At 72.8% G+C, this 21,334-nt stretch carries 21 protein-coding genes; 12 read left to right on the top strand and 9 right to left on the bottom strand.

Annotation, left to right across the window (positions count from 1 at the left end; genetic code table 11):
- From DVH02_RS28470 to DVH02_RS28480, 3 genes are all read left to right on the top strand, one after another.
- Positions 1–582: TOBE domain-containing protein (locus tag DVH02_RS28470; protein ID WP_114626729.1), on the top strand; the 582-nt coding region annotated here is incomplete at its 5' end.
- Positions 583–847: 265 nt separating this feature from the next.
- Positions 848–1,135 (top strand): YiaA/YiaB family inner membrane protein, encoded by a 288-nt coding sequence (locus DVH02_RS28475; RefSeq protein ID WP_114626730.1) that lies wholly within the window; start codon positions 848–850, stop codon positions 1,133–1,135.
- A gap of 112 nt (positions 1,136–1,247) precedes the next feature.
- Entirely contained in the window at positions 1,248–1,874 is a 627-nt protein-coding gene (locus tag DVH02_RS28480; RefSeq protein WP_114626731.1) for a TetR/AcrR family transcriptional regulator, read from the top strand.
- Positions 1,875–1,915: 41 nt separating this feature from the next.
- On the opposite strand, the gene DVH02_RS28485 is transcribed toward DVH02_RS28480, so the two are convergent.
- On the bottom strand, positions 1,916–2,377 hold the full coding sequence (locus DVH02_RS28485; RefSeq protein WP_114626732.1) for a MaoC family dehydratase: 462 nt from the start codon (positions 2,375–2,377) through the stop codon (positions 1,916–1,918).
- A gap of 152 nt (positions 2,378–2,529) precedes the next feature.
- The gene (locus tag DVH02_RS28490) at positions 2,530–3,138 is read right to left on the bottom strand and encodes a TetR/AcrR family transcriptional regulator (protein WP_114626748.1); all 609 of its coding nucleotides are present in this window, start codon (positions 3,136–3,138) and stop codon (positions 2,530–2,532) included.
- Between the two features lie 342 nt (positions 3,139–3,480).
- Between DVH02_RS28490 and soxR the strand changes: the two genes are divergently transcribed.
- Positions 3,481–4,017, top strand: a complete 537-nt coding sequence (soxR, locus tag DVH02_RS28495) for a redox-sensitive transcriptional activator SoxR (protein WP_114626733.1) — start codon at positions 3,481–3,483, stop codon at positions 4,015–4,017.
- Positions 4,018–4,122: 105 nt separating this feature from the next.
- On the opposite strand, the gene DVH02_RS28500 is transcribed toward soxR, so the two are convergent.
- Positions 4,123–4,734, bottom strand: a complete 612-nt coding sequence (locus DVH02_RS28500; RefSeq protein WP_114626734.1) for a hypothetical protein — start codon at positions 4,732–4,734, stop codon at positions 4,123–4,125.
- Between the two features lie 251 nt (positions 4,735–4,985).
- Here DVH02_RS28500 and DVH02_RS28505 point away from each other — a divergent pair, with 251 nt between their 5' ends.
- Positions 4,986–7,868, top strand: a complete 2,883-nt coding sequence (locus tag DVH02_RS28505) for a penicillin acylase family protein (protein ID WP_114626735.1) — start codon at positions 4,986–4,988, stop codon at positions 7,866–7,868.
- 67 nt (positions 7,869–7,935) lie between these two features.
- On the opposite strand, the gene DVH02_RS28510 is transcribed toward DVH02_RS28505, so the two are convergent.
- On the bottom strand, positions 7,936–8,325 hold the full coding sequence (locus tag DVH02_RS28510) for a MerR family transcriptional regulator (protein WP_114626749.1): 390 nt from the start codon (positions 8,323–8,325) through the stop codon (positions 7,936–7,938).
- A gap of 129 nt (positions 8,326–8,454) precedes the next feature.
- Here DVH02_RS28510 and DVH02_RS28515 point away from each other — a divergent pair, with 129 nt between their 5' ends.
- A complete protein-coding gene (locus tag DVH02_RS28515; RefSeq protein ID WP_114626736.1) occupies positions 8,455–9,525 on the top strand; it encodes an alkene reductase in 1,071 nt (356 codons plus the stop codon).
- Between the two features lie 16 nt (positions 9,526–9,541).
- Here DVH02_RS28515 and DVH02_RS28520 read toward each other — a convergent pair whose 3' ends face one another.
- Complete coding sequence (locus tag DVH02_RS28520; protein ID WP_114626737.1) at positions 9,542–10,822, bottom strand: exo-beta-N-acetylmuramidase NamZ family protein; 1,281 nt, start codon at positions 10,820–10,822, stop codon at positions 9,542–9,544.
- A 263-nt stretch (positions 10,823–11,085) separates the two neighbouring features.
- Here DVH02_RS28520 and DVH02_RS28525 point away from each other — a divergent pair, with 263 nt between their 5' ends.
- The 4 genes from DVH02_RS28525 to DVH02_RS28540 all read left to right on the top strand — a co-directional run bounded on the left by DVH02_RS28525 (position 11,086) and on the right by DVH02_RS28540 (position 15,587).
- Positions 11,086–11,853 carry an SDR family oxidoreductase gene (locus DVH02_RS28525; RefSeq protein WP_114626738.1) on the top strand — a complete coding sequence of 256 codons (768 nt, stop codon included), beginning with the start codon at positions 11,086–11,088 and terminating at the stop codon, positions 11,851–11,853.
- Entirely contained in the window at positions 11,850–13,556 is a 1,707-nt protein-coding gene (locus DVH02_RS28530; RefSeq protein ID WP_114626739.1) for a class I adenylate-forming enzyme family protein, read from the top strand. Before DVH02_RS28525 ends, DVH02_RS28530 begins: the two co-directional genes overlap by 4 nt.
- A 52-nt stretch (positions 13,557–13,608) precedes the next feature.
- Positions 13,609–14,202: a TetR/AcrR family transcriptional regulator gene (locus DVH02_RS28535; protein WP_114626740.1), complete on the top strand. Its 594-nt coding sequence runs from the start codon at positions 13,609–13,611 to the stop codon at positions 14,200–14,202.
- Between the two features lie 506 nt (positions 14,203–14,708).
- Positions 14,709–15,587 (top strand): helix-turn-helix transcriptional regulator, encoded by an 879-nt coding sequence (locus DVH02_RS28540; protein ID WP_233518513.1) that lies wholly within the window; start codon positions 14,709–14,711, stop codon positions 15,585–15,587.
- An 18-nt stretch (positions 15,588–15,605) separates the two neighbouring features.
- Here the strand turns inward: DVH02_RS28540 and DVH02_RS28545 are convergent, their stop codons facing one another.
- From DVH02_RS28545 to DVH02_RS28560, 4 genes are all read right to left on the bottom strand, one after another.
- Positions 15,606–16,823 (bottom strand): acyl-CoA dehydrogenase family protein, encoded by a 1,218-nt coding sequence (locus DVH02_RS28545; RefSeq protein WP_114626742.1) that lies wholly within the window; start codon positions 16,821–16,823, stop codon positions 15,606–15,608.
- A 9-nt stretch (positions 16,824–16,832) separates the two neighbouring features.
- The gene (locus DVH02_RS28550; protein WP_114626743.1) at positions 16,833–17,861 is read right to left on the bottom strand and encodes a phosphotransferase family protein; all 1,029 of its coding nucleotides are present in this window, start codon (positions 17,859–17,861) and stop codon (positions 16,833–16,835) included.
- A 262-nt stretch (positions 17,862–18,123) separates the two neighbouring features.
- Positions 18,124–19,035, bottom strand: a complete 912-nt coding sequence (locus DVH02_RS28555; protein ID WP_114626744.1) for an MBL fold metallo-hydrolase — start codon at positions 19,033–19,035, stop codon at positions 18,124–18,126.
- A 130-nt stretch (positions 19,036–19,165) separates the two neighbouring features.
- Complete coding sequence (locus DVH02_RS28560) at positions 19,166–19,510, bottom strand: winged helix-turn-helix transcriptional regulator (RefSeq protein ID WP_114626745.1); 345 nt, start codon at positions 19,508–19,510, stop codon at positions 19,166–19,168.
- A gap of 124 nt (positions 19,511–19,634) precedes the next feature.
- Here DVH02_RS28560 and DVH02_RS28565 point away from each other — a divergent pair, with 124 nt between their 5' ends.
- Together DVH02_RS28565 and DVH02_RS28570 are read left to right on the top strand one after the other, a co-directional pair.
- A complete protein-coding gene (locus tag DVH02_RS28565; RefSeq protein ID WP_114626746.1) occupies positions 19,635–20,273 on the top strand; it encodes an NADPH-dependent F420 reductase in 639 nt (212 codons plus the stop codon).
- 62 nt (positions 20,274–20,335) lie between these two features.
- Positions 20,336–21,271: an NADP-dependent oxidoreductase gene (locus DVH02_RS28570; protein WP_114626747.1), complete on the top strand. Its 936-nt coding sequence runs from the start codon at positions 20,336–20,338 to the stop codon at positions 21,269–21,271.
- Positions 21,272–21,334: the final 63 nt, after the last annotated feature.

The following is a 21,334-nucleotide window of genomic DNA, read 5'->3' on the forward strand; positions in this document are numbered from 1 at the left end:
ATCGATCTCGGCAGGCAGCGGCTGCCGCTGCCCGAACCCCTCAGCTCGGAGCACCAGTTGCTCCGCATCCAGCAGGGTCGGCAGATCATCGTGGGGCTGCGCTCCGAGGCGGCCCGCATCGCGCCGCCGAGCCAGGCGCGCTCCGGCGAGGTCGCGCTGAGCGGCATCGTCGAGCACATGGAGTACCAGGGGCACGAGGCGCTGGTCCATCTCGACATCGGCTCACAGCCCGCCGCGGTCACCGACCTCGAATCCGCCCGCCCCCGCTCCGGATCGCGTGGCCGCCGGGGCCCCGGACTGCTCCAGCGCCTCACCGGCCGGGCACAGGGCCGCCCGGCCGGCCGGGCGGCGGGTCCCGTGGTGGTGCTGGACGGCCAGGAGCCCCAGGAGGAGGCTCAGTCCGCCCCCGAGCGCGCCGCCCTCACGGCGAGCGACCTGGTGGTCCGTACCGGCCCCGACATGCGGCTGCGGACGGGGGCGCAGGTGCCGTTGCTCGTCGACCTCGCGCATCTGTACGTCTTCGACCATCTGGGCCGCAGAATCTGCCCCGCGCCGAGGGATCTGCCGGGGCTCGACGGGTAGGCGTCCGAGAGACCGGCTGGGGGTGCACCGGCTCACCGGGCACCCCCAGCGGGTCTCTCGGACGAAGCCCCGCGGTTCTGACCGGCCCTGGCCAGTCCAGACCGATGCCGACCAGCGCTGACCGGTGTCGGCCGGTCGTGGCCGGTGCGGCCGGTGCCGTGCGCCCGCTCCCGGGGCGCGGGCGGGCCTCCTCGTGCCGTACTCAGCGCGCGAGGTGAGTACCTGTACCGATGTGGGCCCCGCCCCGGCCGCCGATCCTGGGGCCATGACCGAGACTCCTGTTCAGCAGCAGAGCACCGCCGCCTTCTACGTGCAGGCCGTGGCCTCCTTCGCCCTCGCCCTCGTCGCCGTCACCGTCGGCATCCTCAAGCTCGAAGCCAGCGCCTGGGTGCGTGGCTTCCTCGGGATCACCGTCCTCTACCTCACGACCTCGGCCTTCACCCTGGCCAAGGTGATCAGGGACCGGCAGGAGGCCGGACAGATCGTCAGCCGGGTCGACCAGGCGAGACTGGAGAAGATGCTCGCCGACCACGATCCGTTCCAGAAACTCTGACGCCCGCACGGGCTCCGAACCGCCCCGAGAAGCTCTAAGCGCTTGCTCACCCTCGGGGGTAGGGTGTGCCTCCTGATCGAATGGACGCCCGAACGGACGAGAGGGACGAGCGATGCCTACGGCGGAGCAGGCGGCGGACGGCGAGAATCCGCCGTGGGGCGAGGTGACCCCGGAGGCGGCCAGGAAGCTGCTGGTCGCGGCCGTCGAGGCGTTCGCCGAGCGCGGCTACCACGCCACCACCACCCGTGACATCGCCGGTCGCGCCGGGATGAGCCCGGCGGCGCTCTACATCCACTTCAAGACGAAGGAGGAGTTGCTCCACCGGATCAGCCGGATCGGCCACGACAGCGCGCTGGCGCTGCTGACGGCCGCCGCGGACGGCGAGGGCACGGCGTCGGAACGGCTCGCCGACGCCGTACGCTCCTTCGTCCGCTGGCACGCGGAGCGGCACACCACCGCCCGCGTCGTGCAGTACGAACTCGACGCGCTCGGCGCCGAACACCGCGCGGAGATCGTGGAGCTGCGCCGCCGCAGCGGCGCGGCGGTGCGCCGGATCCTGACCGACGGCGTGCGGGACGGCGAGTTCGACGTACCCGACGTGCCGGGCACCACGCTCGCGGTGCTGTCGCTCTGCATCGACGTGGCGCGCTGGTTCAACGCGGCGGGGCCGAGGACGCCCGACGAGGTCGGCGCGCTCTACGCCGACCTCGTCCTGCGGATGGTCTCGGGCCGCGTGTGATCCCGCCGCCTCCGTCCTCCTGACCGGGCACGGAGCAGCGCTCAGAAGTAGTACCGGGACACCGACTCCGCCACGCAGGCCGGCTTCTCGCCGCCCTCGCGCTCCACTGTGACCAGAGCCGTGACCTGCACGCTGTCGCCCGCCTCCACGGCTTCCTTGAGGACGGCCGACGCGCGCAGCCTGGAGCCGACGGGCACGGTGGAGGGGAACCGGACCCTGTTCATGCCGTAGTTGACGGCCATCCGCGCGTTCTCGACCCGCAGGACCTCCGGCAGCAGCACGGGCAGCAGCGACAGTGTCAGATAGCCGTGCGCGATCGTGGTGCCGAACGGGCCCGCCGCCGCCCGCTCCGGGTCCACATGGATCCACTGGTGATCGCCGGTGGCCTCGGCGAACAGGTCGATCCGCTTCTGGTCGATCTCCAGCCAGTCGCTGGGCCCCAGTTGCTCACCGGCCCCGGCCAGCAACTCCGCGGCTGAGGTGAACGTTCTCGGCTCGGCCATGCTCCCTGCTCCCTGTTTCTCGGGGCTGCGCTGCTCGGTCTGTTTCCAAGCGCTTGCTCAGCATGTTGGGCCGAGGTGCTCGTGTCAACGCGCTCCTCGCACCGGGCCCGTCGAGCGGCCCCCCGCCGCCGCGCGCGGCGAGAGCGCGCGCGCTACTCCGGCGCCCCGGCCGCCGGTGCGGGGGCGGTCCGTGCCAGGCCGGCGAGCAGCAGATCGATCATGCGGCGCGCCTGGTAGCCGGGGAAGGTCTCGACTCCGACGCAGAGATTGCCGATGCCGAGCATGACGTCGTACGCGCGGATGTCCGGGTGCGTGTGGCCTGCGGCGGCGGACGCTTTCAGCAGCTCGTCGAGCACGGGCAGCAGACGTTCGACGAACTCGTTGTGCAGGCTCTCGAATCCCGCCTGGTCCGAGTGGAGTGCCTCGGCGAGGCCGTGCTTGGTGACCAGGAAATCGGCGAACCGGTGGACCCACAGCCGCAGCGCCTCGTACGGCGTACCGGCGGCGGGCGCCGTGGGCGCGGCGGCGAGCGCGTCGACCTGGTGCCGGAAGACGGCGACCACCAGGTCCGCCCGGGTGGGGAAGTGGCGGTAGATCGTGCCCATGCCGAGGCCCGACTCGGCGGCGATCTCCCGCACCGGGGCGTCGACTCCCGCACGGACGAACACGGCCGCCGCGGCGTCCAGCAGAATCCGCTCGTTGCGGCGGACATCGGATCGCCTGCGGCCTGCCGGGGGTGGCGGCGTGCTGGGCGCGGCCATCGCGGACACCTCCCACCGGGGGAAACGGAGCGGAGTCCCGCATCCTCACGCGGAGCGACGTTCCGCGGGAAAATCATGCCAGACGGCGCCCGGCGCGGGCCACCGGGTGCTCCGCGCCGGGCGGTCAGGGCCGCCGGTCTCCCGCGCCCCCTTAGACGAGTAAGTCCGAAGTCCCGTCTGCGGGGAGGCGCCATGCACGCACATCCGCGGCGTTGTCGTCGGTCAACGACGCTCCGCGTCGCTTCCCTCCTCCGCCTTGCGGCCGCACGCACCTGACACCTCCCCGCCCGCCCCAAAGGGCGGACGACGCTACTTCGGACTTACTCGTTTAGGGTGGGCGGGGTGCCACAGATTCCCGAGAAGGTTCAGGAACTCACCGTCGGCCAGTTGTCGGCGCGCAGTGGAGCCGCCGTGTCGGCGCTGCGCTTCTACGAGTCCAAGGGGCTCATCACGAGCCGCAGGACCACCGGCAACCAGCGCCGCTACACGCGCGACACGCTGCGCCGCGTCGCCTTCGTACGGGCCGCCCAGCGGGTCGGTATCCCGTTGTCGACCATCAGGGACGCGCTGGGCGGACTCCCCGAGGGGCGCACCCCCGACCGTGACGACTGGGCGCGGCTCTCCCTGGCGTGGCGCGCGGAGCTGGACGAGCGCATCAAGCAGCTCGGTCGGCTGCGCGACCATCTGACGGACTGCATCGGCTGCGGCTGCCTCTCCCTGGAGACCTGTGTCCTGTCCAACCCCGACGACGCCTTCGGGGAGCGGATGACGGGCTCCCGCCTGCTGGGGGAGCGCCGCGTCCCGCGCGAGCCGACCGCCGCGCAGGAGCCGACCGTCGCGGAGCCGTGCGGATCGACGTGCCGAAGCACGCCGTCCTGACCGGCCGTCCACCGGCCGTCTGCCGTCCGGCCGTCCGTCCGCGCGCTCGTACCTCGTGCCACACGGCGGGGGCCGGGACGTCTCCGCGGCCCGCCCCCGCGGGTCTCACGCCACCGACGCCAGATCCCTGATCCGTACCCGCTTCGCCCGCGCCAGGGCCTCGTTCGTGAGGACGGGCGGCGGTACGACGATGCCGCACCCCGTACAGACGGGTCCCGACCACGGGGCGTTCGACAGATCGGGGCGCCAGACGATTCCGTGCAGCCCGCAGACCGGGCAGCTGGCCCCCGGGCCCGTCTCCAGTCCTGAGATCAGCCGACGCAGCACCTCGCCGAGCGAGGCGCTGGGATGGACGGCCGGGTCCTCGCAGCGCGCGACGCCGTTCCCGCCCCAGGTGCGCCGGTGCCAGTCGTCGGAACTGCCGGGCCTGCGCAGCCCGTCGTGCTTCTCGCGCCTGCGGCGCTCGGCGAACTCCAGCTCGTACGCGAGCCAGACGGCCCGCGCGTCCTCCAGCTCGTCCAGCGCGGCCGTCAGCCGCGCCGGGTCGGGCGCCCTGTCCTCGGGGTCGATGCTGTGCCTCGCGCACAGGTGATCCCAGGTCGCCCGGTGCCCGTAAGGGGCGAATCGTTCCAGGCACTTGCGCAGTGAGTACCGTCGCAAGGCCAGATCGCACCGCGGATCGCGCACCTGTCTCGCAAGACTCCGGAACCCGGCCATCGCATGCCACCTCCGTCGCTTCTCGGCGTTGAGGAATGGACGTACGCCTGCCCCATTCGGCTCCATCAAAAAACAGATGGCACCCATGAATTCCGGCATTTCGGTTGTTATCGAGCGGTATTCGAAGCGGATTCACAGGAAGTGACGGGACTCCACCCGGAAGATCCGCGCGGAGAACGTGACTGGTGTTCACCTTACTGGCGGGTCATACCGTGGGTAACCTCCGGGCACCCGCCTCCAGGAGGAGCCCCATGCGACGACACACCTCACGAGCCGATCGCGCCAGGACCAGAGCCGGCCGGGCCGGGCGCACCCGCGCCAGAGCCGCGGCCACCACCGTCGCGGTGTTCGCGCTGGGCGCCTCCCTGCTGCTCCCGCAGGGGCCGGCCGCCGCCGCGCCCACGGCCGGGACCGGGCCGCTCGCGGCGCCCGCCGCCGACGCCACCGACCACTGTCAGGGGCAGTGCGCCGACATCCTGCCGCCCGGCGCGAACGGCAACGCCACCCTCGCCGACATCCTCGGCAACAAGCTCTTCGGCACCTTCCCCGCCCACGCCTCCGACCAGCTCGCCCGCTACGACTCCCTGGTGGCGGGGCGGAGCGGACTCACCGACGCGAAGATCACCGACTTCTTCAACGACGCCTCCTTCGGCGTCCCCTCCGGCCAGGTCGAGTCCGTCACCTCACCGCGCGAGGACGTGACGATCACCCGGGACAAGAAGACCGGCGTCCCGCACATCAAGGGCACCACCCGCTACGGCACCGAGTTCGGCGCCGGTTACGCCGCGGGGCAGGACCGCCTCTGGATGATGGACCTCTTCCGCCACATCGGCCGCGGCGAACTGACCTCCTTCGCCGGTGGCGCCCTCGCCAACCAGGGCCTGGAGCAGCAGTTCTGGCCCTCGGCTCCGTACACGGAGGCCGAGTACGAGGCCCAGGTCGAACGGATCAGGACCACCGGGGGCGAGCGCGGCGAGCTGGCCATGGCCGACGCCCAGGCGTATGTCGACGGCATCAACTCCTACCGGCAGAAGTCCAAGGACGGCCGCTACTTCCCCGGCGAGTACGTCCTCACCGGCAAGATCGACTCGATCACCAACGTCGGGGAGATCGAGCCCTTCAAGCTCACCGACCTGATCTCCATCGCCTCCGTCGTCGGCGGCCAGTTCGGCGGCGGAGGCGGCGGCGAGGTGCAGGCCGCGCTCTCGCTGCTCGCCGCGCAGCAGAAGTACGGCGTGGTCAAGGGCACCGAGGTCTGGGAGTCGTTCCGCCAGCGCGACGACCCCGAGGCCGTCCTCACCGTCCACGACGGCACCGCCTTCCCCTACGCGCGCAAGCCCGCGAACCCGCGCGGCACGGCCCTGCCCGACGCGGGCTCCGTCCAGGCGGAACCGCTGGTGTACGACAGGACGGGCTCGGCCGTCACCCGGGCCGAGGCCCCCGTCGGCGTCCCCGAGGGGATCGAGCCGCTGCGGGGGATCTTCGACGACGGAGCGGTCCAGGACGGCGCGCTCTCCGCCAGGAAGGGGATGTCCAACGCGCTGCTGGTCTCCGGGCAGCACACCGCCAGCGGCAACCCCGTCGCCGTGTTCGGACCCCAAACCGGCTACTTCGCGCCACAGCTGATGATGCTCCAGGAGCTTCAGGGCCCCGGCATCAGCGCGCGCGGCGTGGCCTTCGCGGGCGTCGGCATGTACGTGCAGATGGGCCGGGGCCAGGACTACGCCTGGAGCGCCACCTCCGCGCAGCAGGACATCACCGACACGTACGCCGTCGAGCTGTGCGAACCGGGCGGCGGGACACCGACCAAGGCGTCCACCGCGTACCTCTACCGCTCCGTCTGCACCCCGATGGAGAAGATGGAGCGCAAGAACGCCTGGAAACCGACCACCGCCGACTCCACGGCCGCGGGCTCGTACCGGCTCCAGGTCTGGCGCACGAAGTACGGCATGGTCACCCACCGCGCGACCGTCGGCGGCAAGCCCGTCGCGTACACCTCCCTGCGCAGCACCTACCGCCACGAGGCCGACTCGATCATCGGCTTCCAGATGCTCAACGACCCCGGGTACGTCAAGGACGCCGCCTCCTTCCAGCAGGCCGCGCACCGCATCGGCTACGCCTTCAACTGGTTCTACGCCGACTCCCGCACCGCCGCCTACTTCAACAGCGGCCTCAACCCCGTGCGGGCGGCCGGAGTCGACGCCTCGCTGCCGGTGAAGGCCGAGCAGGCGTACGAGTGGCAGGGGTTCGACCCGGCCGCCAACACCGCCTCGTACACGCCCTTCGCCCAGCATCCGCAGTCCGTCGGGCAGGACTACTACATCTCGTGGAACAACCGGCAGGCCGAGGAGTACGACGCGGCGGGCTTCGGCTACGGCGCGGTGCACCGCGCCGATCTGCTCGACGACCGGGTCGAGGCGCTGGTGGCCAAGGGCGGCGTCACCCGCGCCTCCCTCGCCCGCGCGATGGCCGACGCGGCGGTGACCGATCTGCGGGGCGAGCAGGTGCTGCCCACACTGCTCAAGGTGATCCGCTCCGCGACCGTCACCGACCCGGCGCTGAACACCGTCGTCCAGCAACTGGAGAGCTGGCGCGCCACCGGTTCCCGGCGCATGGAGACCAAGCAGGGTTCGCACACCTACACCGACGCCGCCGCCGTACGGATCATGGACGCCTGGTGGCCCCGGCTGGTCGAGGCCCAGTACAAGCAGGGCCTCGGGAGCGGTCTGTACGAGGCGCTCACCGCGTCGCTCCAGACCGACGAGTCCCCGGCGTCGAGCCACGGCCCGACGGGCGCGCACAGCGGTTCGTCGTTCCAGTACGGCTGGTGGGGCTATGTCGACAAGGATCTGCGCCAGGTCCTCGGCGACCCGGTCCTGGCGCCGGCCCCGGTCACGTACTGCGGGGACGGCTCCCTGAGCGCGTGCCGCGAGACGCTGCTGTCCACGCTGAAGACGGCGGCGGCCGTACCGGTCAAGGAGGTCTACCCGGGCGACGAGAACTGCTCGGCCGGAGACCAGTGGTGCACGGACTCGATCATCCACAGGACGCTGGGCGGCATCAGCCACCCCAAGATCAGCTGGCAGAACAGGCCGACGTACCAGCAGGTGGTCGAGTTCCCCTCGCACCGCTGACGGCTGAGCGCCGACGGCGGCCGTGCCGACCGGCTGTGCCGCACCGACCGGCCGGCACGGCCGCCGGTCAGTGCGGCACGGTCTCCCGCAACGTCTCCCGCAATGTCTCCCGGAACTCCCGGGCCCTGGCCATCAGCCCGTCGAGAGTGTCCCGGGTGCGCGCCAGTTCGTCGATGTGCCGCGAGAGGCGGTCGCGCTCCTGCTCCATACGCGCCAGAGCGACGTCGGAGTTCGTCTCGCTCGGCGCGTACGCGCAGGGCAGCAGCTCGATGATGGTGCTGCTGGACAGCCCGGCGGCGTACAGGCGCCGGATGAACGCCACCCGTTCGACGACGTCCTCCCGGTACTGCCGCTGCCCGCCCGCGCTGCGGCAGCTGACGATCAGCTTCTGCTCCTCGTAATAGCGCAGGGACCGGACGCTGACTCCGGTCCGTGACGCCAGTTCCCCGATGCGCACGTCGTCCTCCTCGGTGATCCACGTCCGGTGTGAGGTGCGGCACAACGCTTGCCTCTCACATCAATGTGAGGTTCTAGCGTAGTCGCTGTGCCCGCCACCCGGGCACCCAGGAACGAGGAGACCTGCGCGATGACTCTTTTCAGCAGCTACCGGCTCGGCGGACTGACCCTGCCCAACCGTGTGGTGATGGCCCCGATGACCCGGGCCAGGGCCGCCGACGGCGGTCTGGCGACCCCGTCGATGGCCACGTACTACGCCCAGCGGGCGACGGCCGGGCTGATCGTGTCCGAGGGGGTCCAGCCGAGTCTGATCGGCCAGTCCAACCCGGGGACGCCGGGGCTGCACAGCGACGAGCAGGTCGCCGCGTGGCGCCCGGTGACCGCCGCCGTGCACGCCAACGGCGGACGGATCTTCGCGCAGATCATGCACGGCGGACGGGTCTCGCACCCCGAGACGACCGGAACGGTGCCGGTCGGCCCTTCGGCCGTGCCCGCCACCGGCGACGTGTTCACCCCCTCGGGCCGGCAGCCCGCGCCGGTGCCGCGCGCCCTGGAGACCGCCGAGGTGCCCGAGCACGCCGGGTCGTACGGCGCCGCCGCCCGCCGCGCCGTCGACGCGGGCTTCGACGGTGTGGAGCTGCACGGCGCCAACGGCTACCTCATCTCGCAGTTCCTGTCGTCCAACGGCAACCTGCGCTCGGACCGTTACGGCGGCTCGGTGGCCAACCGGATCCGGTTCGCCGTCGAGGCGGTGTCCGCGGCCGTCGAGGCCGTCGGCGCCGACAGGACCGGCATCCGCCTCTCCCCGGGCGGCGGGTTCTGGGGGGTCGAGGAGCACGACGCGCTCCAGCTCCACACCGCGCTGCTGACCGAACTGGCCCGCCTGGAGGTCGCGTACGTCCACCTCGAAGCCACCGTCGGTGACGACGTGCTGCTCGGTCTGCGCCGTGCCTGGCCCGGCACCCTCGTCATGAACCCGGTCTTCCCGATGGGGCCGAAGCAGACCGGGCGGGCCGACGCCGACCGCTGGCTCGGACTCGGCGCCGACCTCATCGGCTTCGGCCGTTCCTTCCTCTCCAACCCCGACCTGGTCGAGCGGCTGCGTACCGGACTGCCGATCGCTCCCGTCGACGAGGCCACGTACTACCAGGGGGGTGACGCGGGCTATCTGACCTACCCGTCGTATCAGCACACGGCCTGATGGCCGGGCGGCGCGGTCACCGGTAGAGCAGATAGGGCCGTCGTACGGCGCGGAACGCGGCCAGTTCGTCCTGCCAGGCCCCGGCGATCTCGTCCGTGTCCGCGCCCGCGTCGATCATCGTACGTACGCTGCCGGAGCCGGTCAGCTTGTCGATCCAGTGGTCGGCGCGCCACGCGAAGCCGCTCCAGGTCCGCGCAGCCGTGACCAGCAGGGCGATCGCGGTACGCACCGGGTCGAAGGTCTCGCGGTCGTGGACGTGGAGCTGCACGCCGCCGACCGTGCGGCCCTCGAACTTGGAGAACGTCGGCGCGAAGTACGCCTCGCGCAGACGCACACCGGGCAGGGACAGGGCGTTGGCCGCCTCGGCCCACCTCCCGTCGACGCCCTCCGCGCCCAGCAGTTCGAAGGGGCGGGTGGTGCCCCGGCCCTCCGAGAGGTTCGTGCCCTCGAACAGGCAGGTCCCGGCGTAGACCAGCGCGGTGTCGGGCGTGGGCATGTTGGGGCTCGGCGGCACCCACGGCAGCCCCGTCACGTCGAAGAAGTCCCCGCGCCGCCAGCCCGACAGGGTGACCGTCTCCAGCCGTACGGGCCGCGCCAGGAACTCGCCGTTGAACAGCCGGGCCAGCTCGGCGACGGTCATGCCGTGCGCCTGGGCGATCGGCTCACGGCCCACGAAAGTGGCGAACTCCCGGTGCAGGACCGGGCCGAGGGCCGCGCGCCCGGTCACCGGGTTGGGCCGGTCCAGCACGACGAAGCGCTTCCCGGCCCTGGCCGCCGCCTCCATGCAGTCGTACAGCGTCCAGACGTACGTGTAGAAACGGGCGCCCGCGTCCTGGATGTCGAAGACGACGGTGTCGACGCCGGAGGCGGTGAAGACGTCCGCCAGCGGCCCGCCGCTCTTGAGGTACGTGTCGTAGACCGGCAGCCCGGTCGCCGGATCGTCGTACCGCCCCTCGGAGCCGCCCGCCTGCGCCGTCCCCCGGAAGCCGTGTTCGGGGCCGAAGACCGCGACCAGGTCGACGCGTTCGTCGGCGTGCATGACATCCACGATGTGGCGCACGTCGGAGGTGACGCCGGTCGGGTTGGTGACGACCCCGACCTTCTGCCCCGACAGCCGCCGGTACCCGTCGGCGGCGAGCCGGTCGAACCCGGTACGCACGCTCCCGGCCCCGGCGCCGCCCGGCCGCGCGGTCGCGTCGGGGGCGGTGGCCGCCGGGGTCGCGGGGGAGGCCCCGGCCACGGCCAGCGCCCCGGCCAGCCCTCCGGCGCCCAGCAGTCCCCGTCTGGACAGATTCATTCCGCCACCTCCGCGATCGGACGCCGTCATGGCCACGCACGCTAACGCCTGCGGCGGGCCGGGGGAACGAGGCCCGCTCCGGCGTCTCACGGCCGGCTCCCCGGCCCCTGAGCCTCTCCCGTGTCCCGGGCATCCCCCATGTCCCCGGCGTCCCCGGCGCCCCCGGCGTCCGCCTGGCCGGGACGCGCCCTTTCCCCGTTGGATACCGACTGGTTAGTATGTCGAGGCCGGTGGCGTGGCCGGCGGAGAGGCGGGCCGTTCCGATGGATGCCGTGCGCGATGCCGGGGTTGTGGTCACGGGGGCCGGTGCGGGGATCGGGGCCGCGCTCGCCCGCAGATTCGCCGCCGAGGGGGCCAGGGTGGTGGTCAACGACCTCGACGCCCGCAAGGCGGGCGCCGTGGCCGACGAGATCGGCGCCGTGGCGGTGCCCGGCGACGCCTCCCTGATCGTCGAGGACGCCCGCGAGGCGCTCGGCGGGACCGTCGACATCTACTGCGCCAACGCCGGGGTCGGCTCGCCGCCCGGTCGCGACCTGCCCGCCGACGACGTCTGGGCGACGGCCTGGGACGTCAACGTGATGGCGCACGTACGGGCGGCCCGCGCGCTCGTCCCGGCCTGGCTGGAGCGCGGCAGCGGCCGGTTCGTCTCCACCGTCTCGGCCGCCGGACTGCTGACCATGATCGGCGAGGCGCCGTACAGTGTCACCAAGCACGGCGCCCTCGCGTACGCGGAATGGCTCGCGCTGACCTACCGGCACCGGGGCCTCAAGGTCCACGCCATCTGTCCGCAAGGGGTCCGTACGGACATGCTCACCGCGACCGGAAGCGCCGGGGAACTCGTGCTGTCATCGAGCGCCATCGAGCCGGAGGCCGTGGCGGACGCCCTGTTCGAGGCCATGGCGGAGGACCGGTTCCTGGTACTGCCGCACCCCGAGGTGGCCGGTTACTTCCGGGCGCGCGCCGGTGACCCCGACCGCTGGCTGGAGTCCATGAACGGGATCCAGCGCGCCTGGGAAGCGGGCGGCGCGTGACCACGGCACCGGGCGACGGGACGGGCGAGGGCGCCCAGGAGGCGGCGGCCGGTTCTTCGCGCTACGCGGCCCGGCCCTGGCTCGGTCTGCTCAGCCCGGCCCAGCGCGCGCCCCTCGACCCGCCGCCCTCCGTCGTCCACGCCTTCCGGGCCGCCGTCGCCCGCGCTCCCGGGCGTACCGCGCTCGGCTACTTCGACGGCCGCCTGGACTACCGCGAGACCGACGCGCTCTCCGACTCCGTGGCCGGGCATCTCGCCGCCCGGGGGCTGGCGCCCGGCGACCGGGTCGCGATCATGCTCCAGAACACCCCGCACTTCGTCCTCGCGCTGCTCGGCGCCTGGAAGGCCGGTGCGGTCGTCGTACCGGTCAACCCCATGTACAAGTCCGCCGAGGTCGCGCATGTGCTGACGGACGCCCAGGTGACGGCCGTGATCTGTGCGGACCGCGACTGGGGCGCGTTCCTGCGCGACACGGCCGCCGCCTCGTCCGTACGGATCGCGCTCACCGCCTGCGAGCTGGACCTCCAGACCCGCGACGACGCCCGTGTCCTCGGCTTCGAGCGGCAGCCGCCGACCGACGACGCCGCCGACCTGCTGGCCGTCGCCCGTGCCGGACGCGCCGCACCCGCCGGTCGTGACCCCGCCGCCGGGGACACCGCGCTGATCAGCTACACGTCCGGTACGAGCGGCACCCCCAAGGGCGCCATGAACTCCCACGCCAACATCATGTACAACGCCGAGCGCCAGCGGACCGGGCACCCCGTCGAGGAGGGCTCCTGCTACTTCGCGCTCGCGCCCCTCTTCCACATCACCGGCCTGGTCTGCGAGCTGGCCGCGTGCTTCGCCAACGCGGGCACCCTCGCCCTCACCTACCGCTTCCACCCCGGCGTGGTCCTCGACGCCTTCACCGAACACCGCCCCGCGTACACCATCGGCCCCTCCACCGCCTTCATGGCGCTCGCCGCCCACCCGGGCGTCACCCGCGCGCACTTCTCCTCGTTCCGGGTGATCTCCTCGGGCGGCGCGCCGCTGCCGCCCGCGCTGGTCGAGGAGTTCCGCGCGGAGCTGGGCCCCTACCTCCGCAACGGCTACGGGCTCACCGAGTGCACCGCGCCCTGTGCCTCCGTGCCGCCCGCGCGGACGGCCCCGGTCGACCCGGTCTCCGGCACGCTCGCGGTGGGCGTACCGGGGCCCGACACCGTCGTACGGATCATCGACGAGCGGGGGGCGGACCTGCCCTTCGGCGAACAGGGCGAGATCGCGGTGCGCGGCCCGCAGGTCGTCTCCGGCTACTGGCGGGCGCCCGAGGCGAGCGCCGCCGCGTTCCCGGACGGTGAACTGCGCACCGGTGACATCGGTTTCATGGACCGCGACGGCTGGCTCTACGTGGTCGACCGGAAGAAGGACATGATCAACGCCTCCGGCTTCAAGGTGTGGCCGCGTGAGGTCGAGGACGTGCTCTACGGCCACCCCGGCGTCCGCGAGGCGGCCGTGGTCGGGGTCCCGGACGCCTACCGGGGCGAGAGCGTGAAGGCGTACGTCAGCCTGCGCCCCGGCGCGACGGTGGACCCCGGCGAACTGCGCGCGTACTGCCGCGAGCGGCTCGCCGCGTACAAGTACCCGCGCGAGGTCGAGATCCTGCCCGAGCTGCCCAAGACCACGAGTGGGAAGATCCTCAGGAGGGAACTGCGTTCCCCGCCGTAGGCGTCGAACGGGGCGGCGCGTACGGCACGGAGCGGAAGGCGGGTGGCCGAGCATGGCGAGAACGACGGAAGGGGACGGCGTCCCCGTACCCCAGCGGCTGCTGGCCGCCGCCACCCGGCTGTTCGCCGAGCGCGGCTACGACCGCACCTCGGTCCAGGAGATCGTCGAGGCGGCGGGCGTCACCAAAGGGGCGCTCTACCACTACTTCGGCTCCAAGGAGGACCTCCTCCAGGAGGTCTACTCCCGCGTGCTCCGCCTCCAGCAGGAGCGCCTGGACGCCTTCGCCGACGCCGACGAGCCGGTGGAGACCCGGCTGCGGGCCGCCGCCGCCGATGTCGTCGTGACGACGATCGAGAACCTGGACGACGCCGCGATCTTCTTCCGCTCCATGCACCACCTGAGCCCGGAGAAGAACAAGCGGGTACGGCAGGAGCGGCGCCGCTACCACGAACGCTTCCGCGCACTGGTCGAGGAGGGGCAGCGCGGCGGCGTCTTCTCCACCGCCACCCCCGCCGACCTGGTGGTCGACTACCACTTCGGCTCGGTCCACCACCTGTCCACCTGGTACCGCCCGGACGGCACGCTCACCCCGCAGCAGGTCGCCGACCACCTCGCGGACCTGCTGCTGCGGGCGCTGCGCCCGTAGCGGCGCCCATAAGCGCTCGACGCCGCGCGAAACCGTTCCTCCCCTACGTACTTGTACGCATTGCGGCCGGACCGGCGCGTTCGTCACCATGAGTGGTGTTCGGCTACGGAACGTCAGGAGTTCCGGGTGGGTGGCGCTGTGCGGGTGATGCCGTGCGGATGAGGCGAGGGGGGCCGTGAACAGGATCCGTGTGTTGCCGATAACCGCCGGGCCGGGTGCGCCGGGCGAACTCCGGCCGGGTCCGGCCGGGTCGGTCGCCGACGATCGCGGTGGCTGACCGGGCGGCGCACACCCGGAAAGAAGGTTCCCGGAGCCGCGCGCGCCGTCCGCGCGGCGCCGGGGGTCGGCGCGTGGCTCGCCCCGTCCTTGTCCGGCTCTGTCGGCACGCGATCTTTCTCTCTGCCGAGTGGTGCGGCAGAATGAATGCGGAGCGTGGTGATATCGGTTCGTACGGTGACCGTGTGGAGCGGTCGGGGATGCACGGGTGCGAGAGTGCGGGGGTGGCGATGGGTACGGCCCTGTGGCGTGATTACGCGTACATGCTGGGGCTCGCCGTCTCCGTCCTGGAGCGGCCCGATCCGGAGCCGCACTGGTCCCTCGTCCTGTCCGAACTGGCCCGGGGACTGCACGCGTCGGCCGTCTCCCTCTCGGAGGTCCACCACACGAAGCGCACCGGGCGGGTGGTCGCCTGGAAATGCGCCGACGAGGTCTCCCAGGAGTATCTGGACTCCCTCACGGTGCGCCATGTCCGCCTGGGCAACCCGCTGGTGGAGCACTACGCCACGACCGGGGACCGTACGCCCCGGTCGGCCACCCAGATCAGGGGCGAGCGGCCGTGGCTGCGCAGTGAGAGCCACAGCCTGGCCCGGGGTACGTTCGGCGCCCATATGCTCGGCATCCCGCTGCCCGCGCCCGTGGGAGCCGCCCGGGGCTTCGTCCTCCACCATGTCCGCGACGACTTCACCGAGGAGGAACTCGCCTATGCCCGCCGGGTACAGCCGCTGCTCGTGAGCATCGACGCCCACTACCGCGCCCGCGCCCAGTGGTGCGAAGCCGCCGCCCGGGTCCCGGCGGGGGCCGCCGGGTCCGGCCCTGTCCGCACCGCTCCCGCTCCGGCCGCCGCTCCCGCTCCGGCTCCTGCTCCTGCTCCACGGGCCGAACGGGCGGCGGAGCAGGGGATCACACCCCGTCAGTTCGCCGTGCTCACCCTGCTGGCGAAGGCGCTGCCCGCCACCGCGATCGCCCATCGGCTGCACATCTCACCGCGCACCGCCCACAAGCACATCGAATCCCTCTATCGGCGGCTGGGCACGTGCGACCGGCTCTCCACGGTCATGCGTGCCCAGTCGCTCGGCCTGCTCCCGCCGCCGTCCATGGACTGCTGACGGCGCTCGTGACTCCTGCTACTGGAGGTGCTTCTTCAGCTCGCGACGGGCCAGCGAGCGCTGATGCACCTCGTCGGGGCCGTCCGCGAGGCGCAGGGTCCTGGCGGAGGCCCAGAGTTCGGCCAGCGGCGAGTCCTGGCTCACGCCGCCCGCGCCGTACAGCTGGACGGCCGAGTCGATGATGTCGACCACCGCGCGCGGGGTGGCGATCTTGATGGCCTGGATCTCCGTGTGCGCGCCCCGGTTGCCCACGGTGTCCATCAGCCAGGCCGTCTTGAGGACCAGCAGCCGCAGCTGCTCGACGGTCACCCGGGCGTCCGCGATCCAGTTCTGGACCACGCCCTGCTGGGCGAGCGCCTTGCCGAACGCCGTACGGGACACGGCCCGTCGGCACATCAGCTCGATGGTCCGCTCGGCCATCCCGATCAGCCGCATGCAGTGGTGGATCCGGCCGGGGCCCAGCCGGGCCTGCGCGATGGCGAAACCGCCGCCCTCCTCGCCGATGAGGTGGGAGGCGGGCACCCGGACCCGGTCGAAGACGACCTCGGCGTGGCCGCCGTGCGCGTGGTCCTCGTACCCGTACACCCGCATGGCGCGGCGCACTTCGAGCCCCGGAGTGTCGCGCGGGACCAGGATCATCGACTGCTGGCGGCGCGGGTCGGCTCCCTCCGGGTCGGTCTTGCCCATCACGATGAAGACGGCGCACTCCGGGTTCATGGCCCCGGAGATGTACCACTTGCGGCCGTCGACGACGTAGTCGTCACCGTCGCGCTCGATCACCGTGCGGATGTTCGTCGCGTCGGACGAGGCCACCTCGGGCTCCGTCATCGCGAACGCCGACCGGATCTCGCCCGCGAGGAGCGGCTCCAGCCACTGCTTGCGCTGCTCGGCGGAGCCGAACTGGGCGAGCACCTCCATGTTCCCGGTGTCCGGCGCCGCGCAGTTCAGCGCGGTGGGGGCCAGTTGCGGGGAGTGGCCGGTGATCTCGGCGAGCGGCGCGTACTGGAGGTTGGTCAGCCCGGCGCCGTACTCCGCGTCGGGCAGGAAGAGGTTCCACAGCCCCTGTCGGCGTGCCTCCGCCTTCAGCTCCGCCACCACCGCCGGGGTGTCCCAGGGGTCGGCCAGCCGGGAGTGCTGCTCGCGCGCGACCGCCTCGGCCGGATACACCCGCTCGTCCATGAAGGCGAGCAGCCGGGTACGCAGTTCTTCGGTGCGGGCGTCGAATGCGAAGTCCATGAGGGGTACTCAGCCTTCCTGGAGCTGGAGGGTGGTGAGGCCGTGCCGGATGAAGACGGGGACGAGATCGCCGATCCGGTCGAAACCGGGGCCCACGGTCTGTCCCAGGGTGTAGCGGTAGTGGATGCCCTCCAGGATCACGGCGAGCTTGAACCAGGCGAAGGCCGTGTACCAGGCGACGGCGGAGGTGTCCCGGCCCGAGGCCGCCGCGTACCGCTCGATCAGTTCGGCCGGGGAGGGGTGGCCCGCCGCGTCCGCCGTCGTGCTGATCGGGGAGCCCGGCAGATCGAGCGGCACGCTGTACATCACCAGCAGCCCCAGATCGGTCAGCGGATCGCCGAGCGTGGACATCTCCCAGTCCAGCACCGCCCTGATCCGGTCGTCGTCGCCGAGGAGCACATTGTCGAGCCGGAAATCGCCGTGCACCACGGTCGGGGCGGGGGAGAGCGGCAGCGACCGGCCGAGCGCCCCGTGCAGCTCGTCGATCCCGGGCAGCTCGCGGCTGCGCGAGCCGTCGAGCTGCTTGCCCCAGCGGCGCAACTGCCGGTCGAGGAAACCGTCCGGGCGGCCGAAGTCCGCGAGGCCCACCGCGCCGGGATCGACGGCGTGCAGCTCGACCAGGGTGTCCACCAGCGCGAGGACGGCGGCCCTGGTGCGCCCGGGACCGAGCGGGGCGAGCTGCTCGGCCGTGCGGTACGGGGTGCCCGCCACGTACTCCATCACGTAGAACGGCGCGCCGAGCACCGACTCGTCCTCGCACAGCAGCAGCGGCTCGGGCACCGGCACGGCCGTCGGGTGCAGGGCCGCGATCACCCGGTACTCGCGCCTCATGTCGTGCGCGGTGGCCAGCACATGGCCGAGGGGCGGTCGGCGGACCACCCATCGCCCGGTGCCGTCGGTGACGGTGTACGTCAGATTCGACCGGCCGCCCTCGATCAGCCGCGCGTCGAGCGGGCCGCCCACCAGGCCGGGCAGCGCGCGGTCGAGATGGCCGCGCAGCCGCTCGGGGTCGAGTCCGGGCGGCGGGTCTTGACGCATCGGCGTACCTCCGTACGGGCGGGGCGGCGGACCGCCGGTCGCGGTCGCCCATCACGCTACCGACCGGTCGGTATGTCGTCCAGTGTCCCGCGCTCCGGTGCTTCCGTGCCCGTGCTCCCGGCGCCCCGGTGCTCCCGTGCCCGTGCTCCCGGCGCCCCGGTGCGCTCGTACCCGCCGCCCGATCGGCGTCCCGCACGTCGCCCGATCGGCGTCCCGCCCGTCGCCCGATCGGCGCCCCGCCCGGCGCTCCGCCCGCCGGGGACTACGCGTGGCAGGCCACGGGGACCCCGCCGTTCATCGCCGTCATGTCCGCGAACACGGTCGCCACGTCGAGCGGCGAGCCCTCCGGCAGACCGTCCAGCTCCGCGTACGCCCGGTGGAGATTGGCCACCAGCCGCTCGCTCTCCCGCCACCCGGCGAACTCGCCGAGATCCGCCGCCCGCGCGGCCTCCAGCGGCGTCAGCCCCTTGGCGTGGCCCGCGTCGGCCAGCTCCTCGACGTAGCGCAGATAGCGCTCCGTCTCGTCGTACACCGACGGATCGCCCACCGGGCCGTGGCCCGGCACGACATGGGTCGCGTCGAGCGAGCGCAGCAGCTCCAGCGCGCGCAGCGACCCGCGCAGCGAGCCCATGGCCAGGAACGGGGTGCCGCCCCGGAAGACGAGATCCCCGGTGAACACGGTGGACCGCTCGGGCAGATGCACGATCGAGTCACCGATGGTGTGCGCCGGCCCCGGATGGATCAGCCGTACCTCGGTATCGCCCACATGGACGGTGAGCCGGTCGGCGTAGGTCACGGTCGGCGCGGTGATCGTTATGTCGCCGAAGTCGGTCCGCGGCCAGACCAGATGCAGCTGGTGCCCGGCCGCGAACTGCTCGGAGCGGCAGGCGTCATGGCCGATCACGACGGCCTCCGGGGCGAACACGGCGTTGCCGTAGGTGTGGTCGCCGTGGTGATGCGTATTGACGACCGTGCGCGGCAGCGGCACCCCGGCGGCCAGCACCGTCTCGCGCAGGGCGCGCGCCCGCCGTTCGGTGGCCGCCGTGTCTATCAGCAGCGTGGACCGCCCGTCGCTGACGAATCCCGCGTTGTTCAGGCACCAGCCGCCGTCCGGCTGGACATAGGCGTACACCTCGGGCGCGAGGCGGACGGTGTACGGATCGGTTGCGGGCACGGCGGCTCCCCGGGGTCGGCACTACGGTCGGCCCCGAGCCTGCCATCCGACGGCCCGTCACCGAAATCGTGCCCCTGACGCGGCAGCCCGCACCGGGAGGGAGACCGGGCGCCGCCGCCCGGCCGCGCGATCAGCCCTCATCCCACCGCTGCGCCGCGACAAAGGCATCGCCGTACTCGGCCGACCAGCGGCCCAGCGCCCGGATCGGCTCCAGGAAGCTGCGGCCCAGCTCGCTGAGCGCGTACTCCACCCGGGGCGAGGGCGGCGCGTACGTCCGGCGCTCGACCAGCGCGTACCCCTCCAGCCGACGCAGCGTCTCGGTGAGCACCTTGGCGCTGATGCCGCCGATCTCCGTACGCAGCTCGCGCGGGCGGCGCGGCCCCTCCGCGAGCGCGTAGAGCACCACCGGGTTCCAGGTGTTGCCCAGCAGATCGAAGCCGATCCTGGACCGGCAGTCCGCCAGCACTCTTTCCATCTCTGCCCTCCCGCGTCGCGCGTATCGCCTCTTCGTACCAGCCGCGCGGGGCACCGAATGGTTACCGGTCGCTCCCTTAGCGTCCCTGCTGGAACGGTACGGGAACGACGGAGGGGCGACCGGCATGCGCATCGGAATCATCGGCACGGGGGCGATGGCGGCGGCTCTCGGCGCCCACTGGGCCCGCGCCGGGCACGAGCTGCTGATCGGCGGGCGCTCGCCCGCCAAGGCGGCGGAGCTGGCCCGCCGCCTCGGCGGGCGGCCCGGTGCCCCCGCCGAGGCGGCGCTCCACGGTGACGCGGCGCTGCTCGCCGTCGGCTTCGACGCGGTCGCCGAGGTGCTGGCCGACGCGGGCGCGGCGGCCGGAGCGCTGCGCGGGCGGGTGCTGATCGACTGCACCAACGCCCTCGGCCCCGGCTTCCTCCTCACCACCGGGACCGGCCCGGGAGCCGCCCGTACGATCGCGGCGGCGACCGGCGCCCGGGTCGTCAAGGCGTTCAACCACAGCGCGGAGGCCGTCTGGCGCCTCGATCCGCCCGTCTTCCCCGACGGCCCGCTCGCCGTGCCGCTGTGCGGGGACGACGCCGACGCGCTGGAGCTGGTGAGCACCCTGGTCCTGGACACCGGCTGCGTACCGCTGAGGGCCGGTGGCCTCGACCGGGCGGACCAACTGGAGGCCATGACGGCCTTTCTGATCGGACTCTGGAAGACCGGCCAGGATCCCCGCGCCATGCTGCCGCCCTACGCCGCGATCACCGCCTGACGCCGCGCCGCGCGAGCGGTCCCGGCTTGCGGACCGGCCCGGGGCGTCGGAGTGTCGGACGCATGAAGGCCATCAGCTACAGCCGCTACGGCGGAGCGGACGTCCTGGAGTACGGAGAGCGGCCCGAGCCCAGGGTCGGACCCGACTCCGTGCTGGTCGAGGTGCGGGCCGCGGCGGTGAACCCCGTCGACTGGAAGTGCCGGGAGGGGTATCTCGACGGGATCCTCGAACCGGTCTTCCCGGTGATCCCGGGCTGGGACGTCTCCGGGGTGGTGAGCAGGCCAGGGGCGGCCGTGACCGAGTTCGCCGCCGGGGACGAGGTCATCGGGTACGTACGGGAGGACTTCCTGTCGCGCGGCACCTTCGCGCAGTACGTCGCCGCCCCGGTACGCACCCTCGCCCGCAAGCCGGCCGCCCTGAGCTTCGCCGAGGCGGCCGGGCTGCCGCTGGTGGGGCTCACCGCCTACCAGGTGCTGCACCGGGTGCTGCGGCTGCGCGCCGGTGAGACGGTGCTCGTGCACGCCGCGGCGGGCGCGGTCGGTTCCATGGCCGTCCAGCTCGCCCGCCATCTCGGCGCCCGCGTCATCGGCGCCGCCCGCGAGTCGGGGCAGGAGCACATCCGGGCGCTCGGCGGCGAGGCCGTACGGTACGGCGAGGGCCCCGGCGAACTCGGCGAGCAGGTGCGCGCACTCGCGCCGAACGGCGTGGACGCCGCCTTCGACATCATCGGCGGCGATCTGCTGCGGGCCACCCCGCCGCTGCTCGCGCCCGGCGGACGGCTGGCGTCCATCGCCGACGGCGGGGTCACGGAGCTGGGCGGCTCGTACGCGTTCGCGCGGGCCGACGCGGCGGACCTGGCGGCGCTCGCCGCCCTCGCGGAGCACGGCGTGCTGGAGGTCGGGGTCGCCAGGACGTTCCCGCTGGAGCGGGCGGCGGAGGCGTTCCGGTTCAACGAGGCGGGCGGCGCCGGAGGCAAGGTCGTCGTCACGGTCGACTGAGAACCGGCCATCCGACCCCGGCCATCCGACCTCGCCCGCGTGACCCCGAACGCGTGACCCCGA

This window comes from Streptomyces corynorhini (genome assembly GCF_003346515.1).
GTDB lineage: Bacteria > Actinomycetota > Actinomycetes > Streptomycetales > Streptomycetaceae > Streptomyces > Streptomyces corynorhini.

Excerpts from the sequence above, each read along its gene's own strand:
- DVH02_RS28570 (WP_114626747.1), top strand. The coding sequence starts at position 20,336 with ATGAAGGCCATCAGCTACAGCCGCTACGGCGGAGCGGACGTCCTGGAG.
- DVH02_RS28525 (WP_114626738.1), top strand. The coding sequence starts at position 11,086 with ATGGATGCCGTGCGCGATGCCGGGGTTGTGGTCACGGGGGCCGGTGCG.
- DVH02_RS28505 (WP_114626735.1), top strand. The coding sequence starts at position 4,986 with ATGCGACGACACACCTCACGAGCCGATCGCGCCAGGACCAGAGCCGGC.
- DVH02_RS28535 (WP_114626740.1), top strand. The coding sequence starts at position 13,609 with ATGGCGAGAACGACGGAAGGGGACGGCGTCCCCGTACCCCAGCGGCTG.
- DVH02_RS28540 (WP_233518513.1), top strand. The coding sequence starts at position 14,709 with ATGGGTACGGCCCTGTGGCGTGATTACGCGTACATGCTGGGGCTCGCC.
- DVH02_RS28480 (WP_114626731.1), top strand. The coding sequence starts at position 1,248 with ATGCCTACGGCGGAGCAGGCGGCGGACGGCGAGAATCCGCCGTGGGGC.
- DVH02_RS28500 (WP_114626734.1), bottom strand. The coding sequence starts at position 4,734 with ATGGCCGGGTTCCGGAGTCTTGCGAGACAGGTGCGCGATCCGCGGTGC.
- DVH02_RS28560 (WP_114626745.1), bottom strand. The coding sequence starts at position 19,510 with ATGGAAAGAGTGCTGGCGGACTGCCGGTCCAGGATCGGCTTCGATCTG.
- DVH02_RS28485 (WP_114626732.1), bottom strand. The coding sequence starts at position 2,377 with ATGGCCGAGCCGAGAACGTTCACCTCAGCCGCGGAGTTGCTGGCCGGG.
- DVH02_RS28475 (WP_114626730.1), top strand. The coding sequence starts at position 848 with ATGACCGAGACTCCTGTTCAGCAGCAGAGCACCGCCGCCTTCTACGTG.
- DVH02_RS28565 (WP_114626746.1), top strand. The coding sequence starts at position 19,635 with ATGCGCATCGGAATCATCGGCACGGGGGCGATGGCGGCGGCTCTCGGC.
- DVH02_RS28545 (WP_114626742.1), bottom strand. The coding sequence starts at position 16,823 with ATGGACTTCGCATTCGACGCCCGCACCGAAGAACTGCGTACCCGGCTG.
- DVH02_RS28520 (WP_114626737.1), bottom strand. The coding sequence starts at position 10,822 with ATGAATCTGTCCAGACGGGGACTGCTGGGCGCCGGAGGGCTGGCCGGG.
- DVH02_RS28550 (WP_114626743.1), bottom strand. The coding sequence starts at position 17,861 with ATGCGTCAAGACCCGCCGCCCGGACTCGACCCCGAGCGGCTGCGCGGC.
- DVH02_RS28515 (WP_114626736.1), top strand. The coding sequence starts at position 8,455 with ATGACTCTTTTCAGCAGCTACCGGCTCGGCGGACTGACCCTGCCCAAC.
- DVH02_RS28490 (WP_114626748.1), bottom strand. The coding sequence starts at position 3,138 with ATGGCCGCGCCCAGCACGCCGCCACCCCCGGCAGGCCGCAGGCGATCC.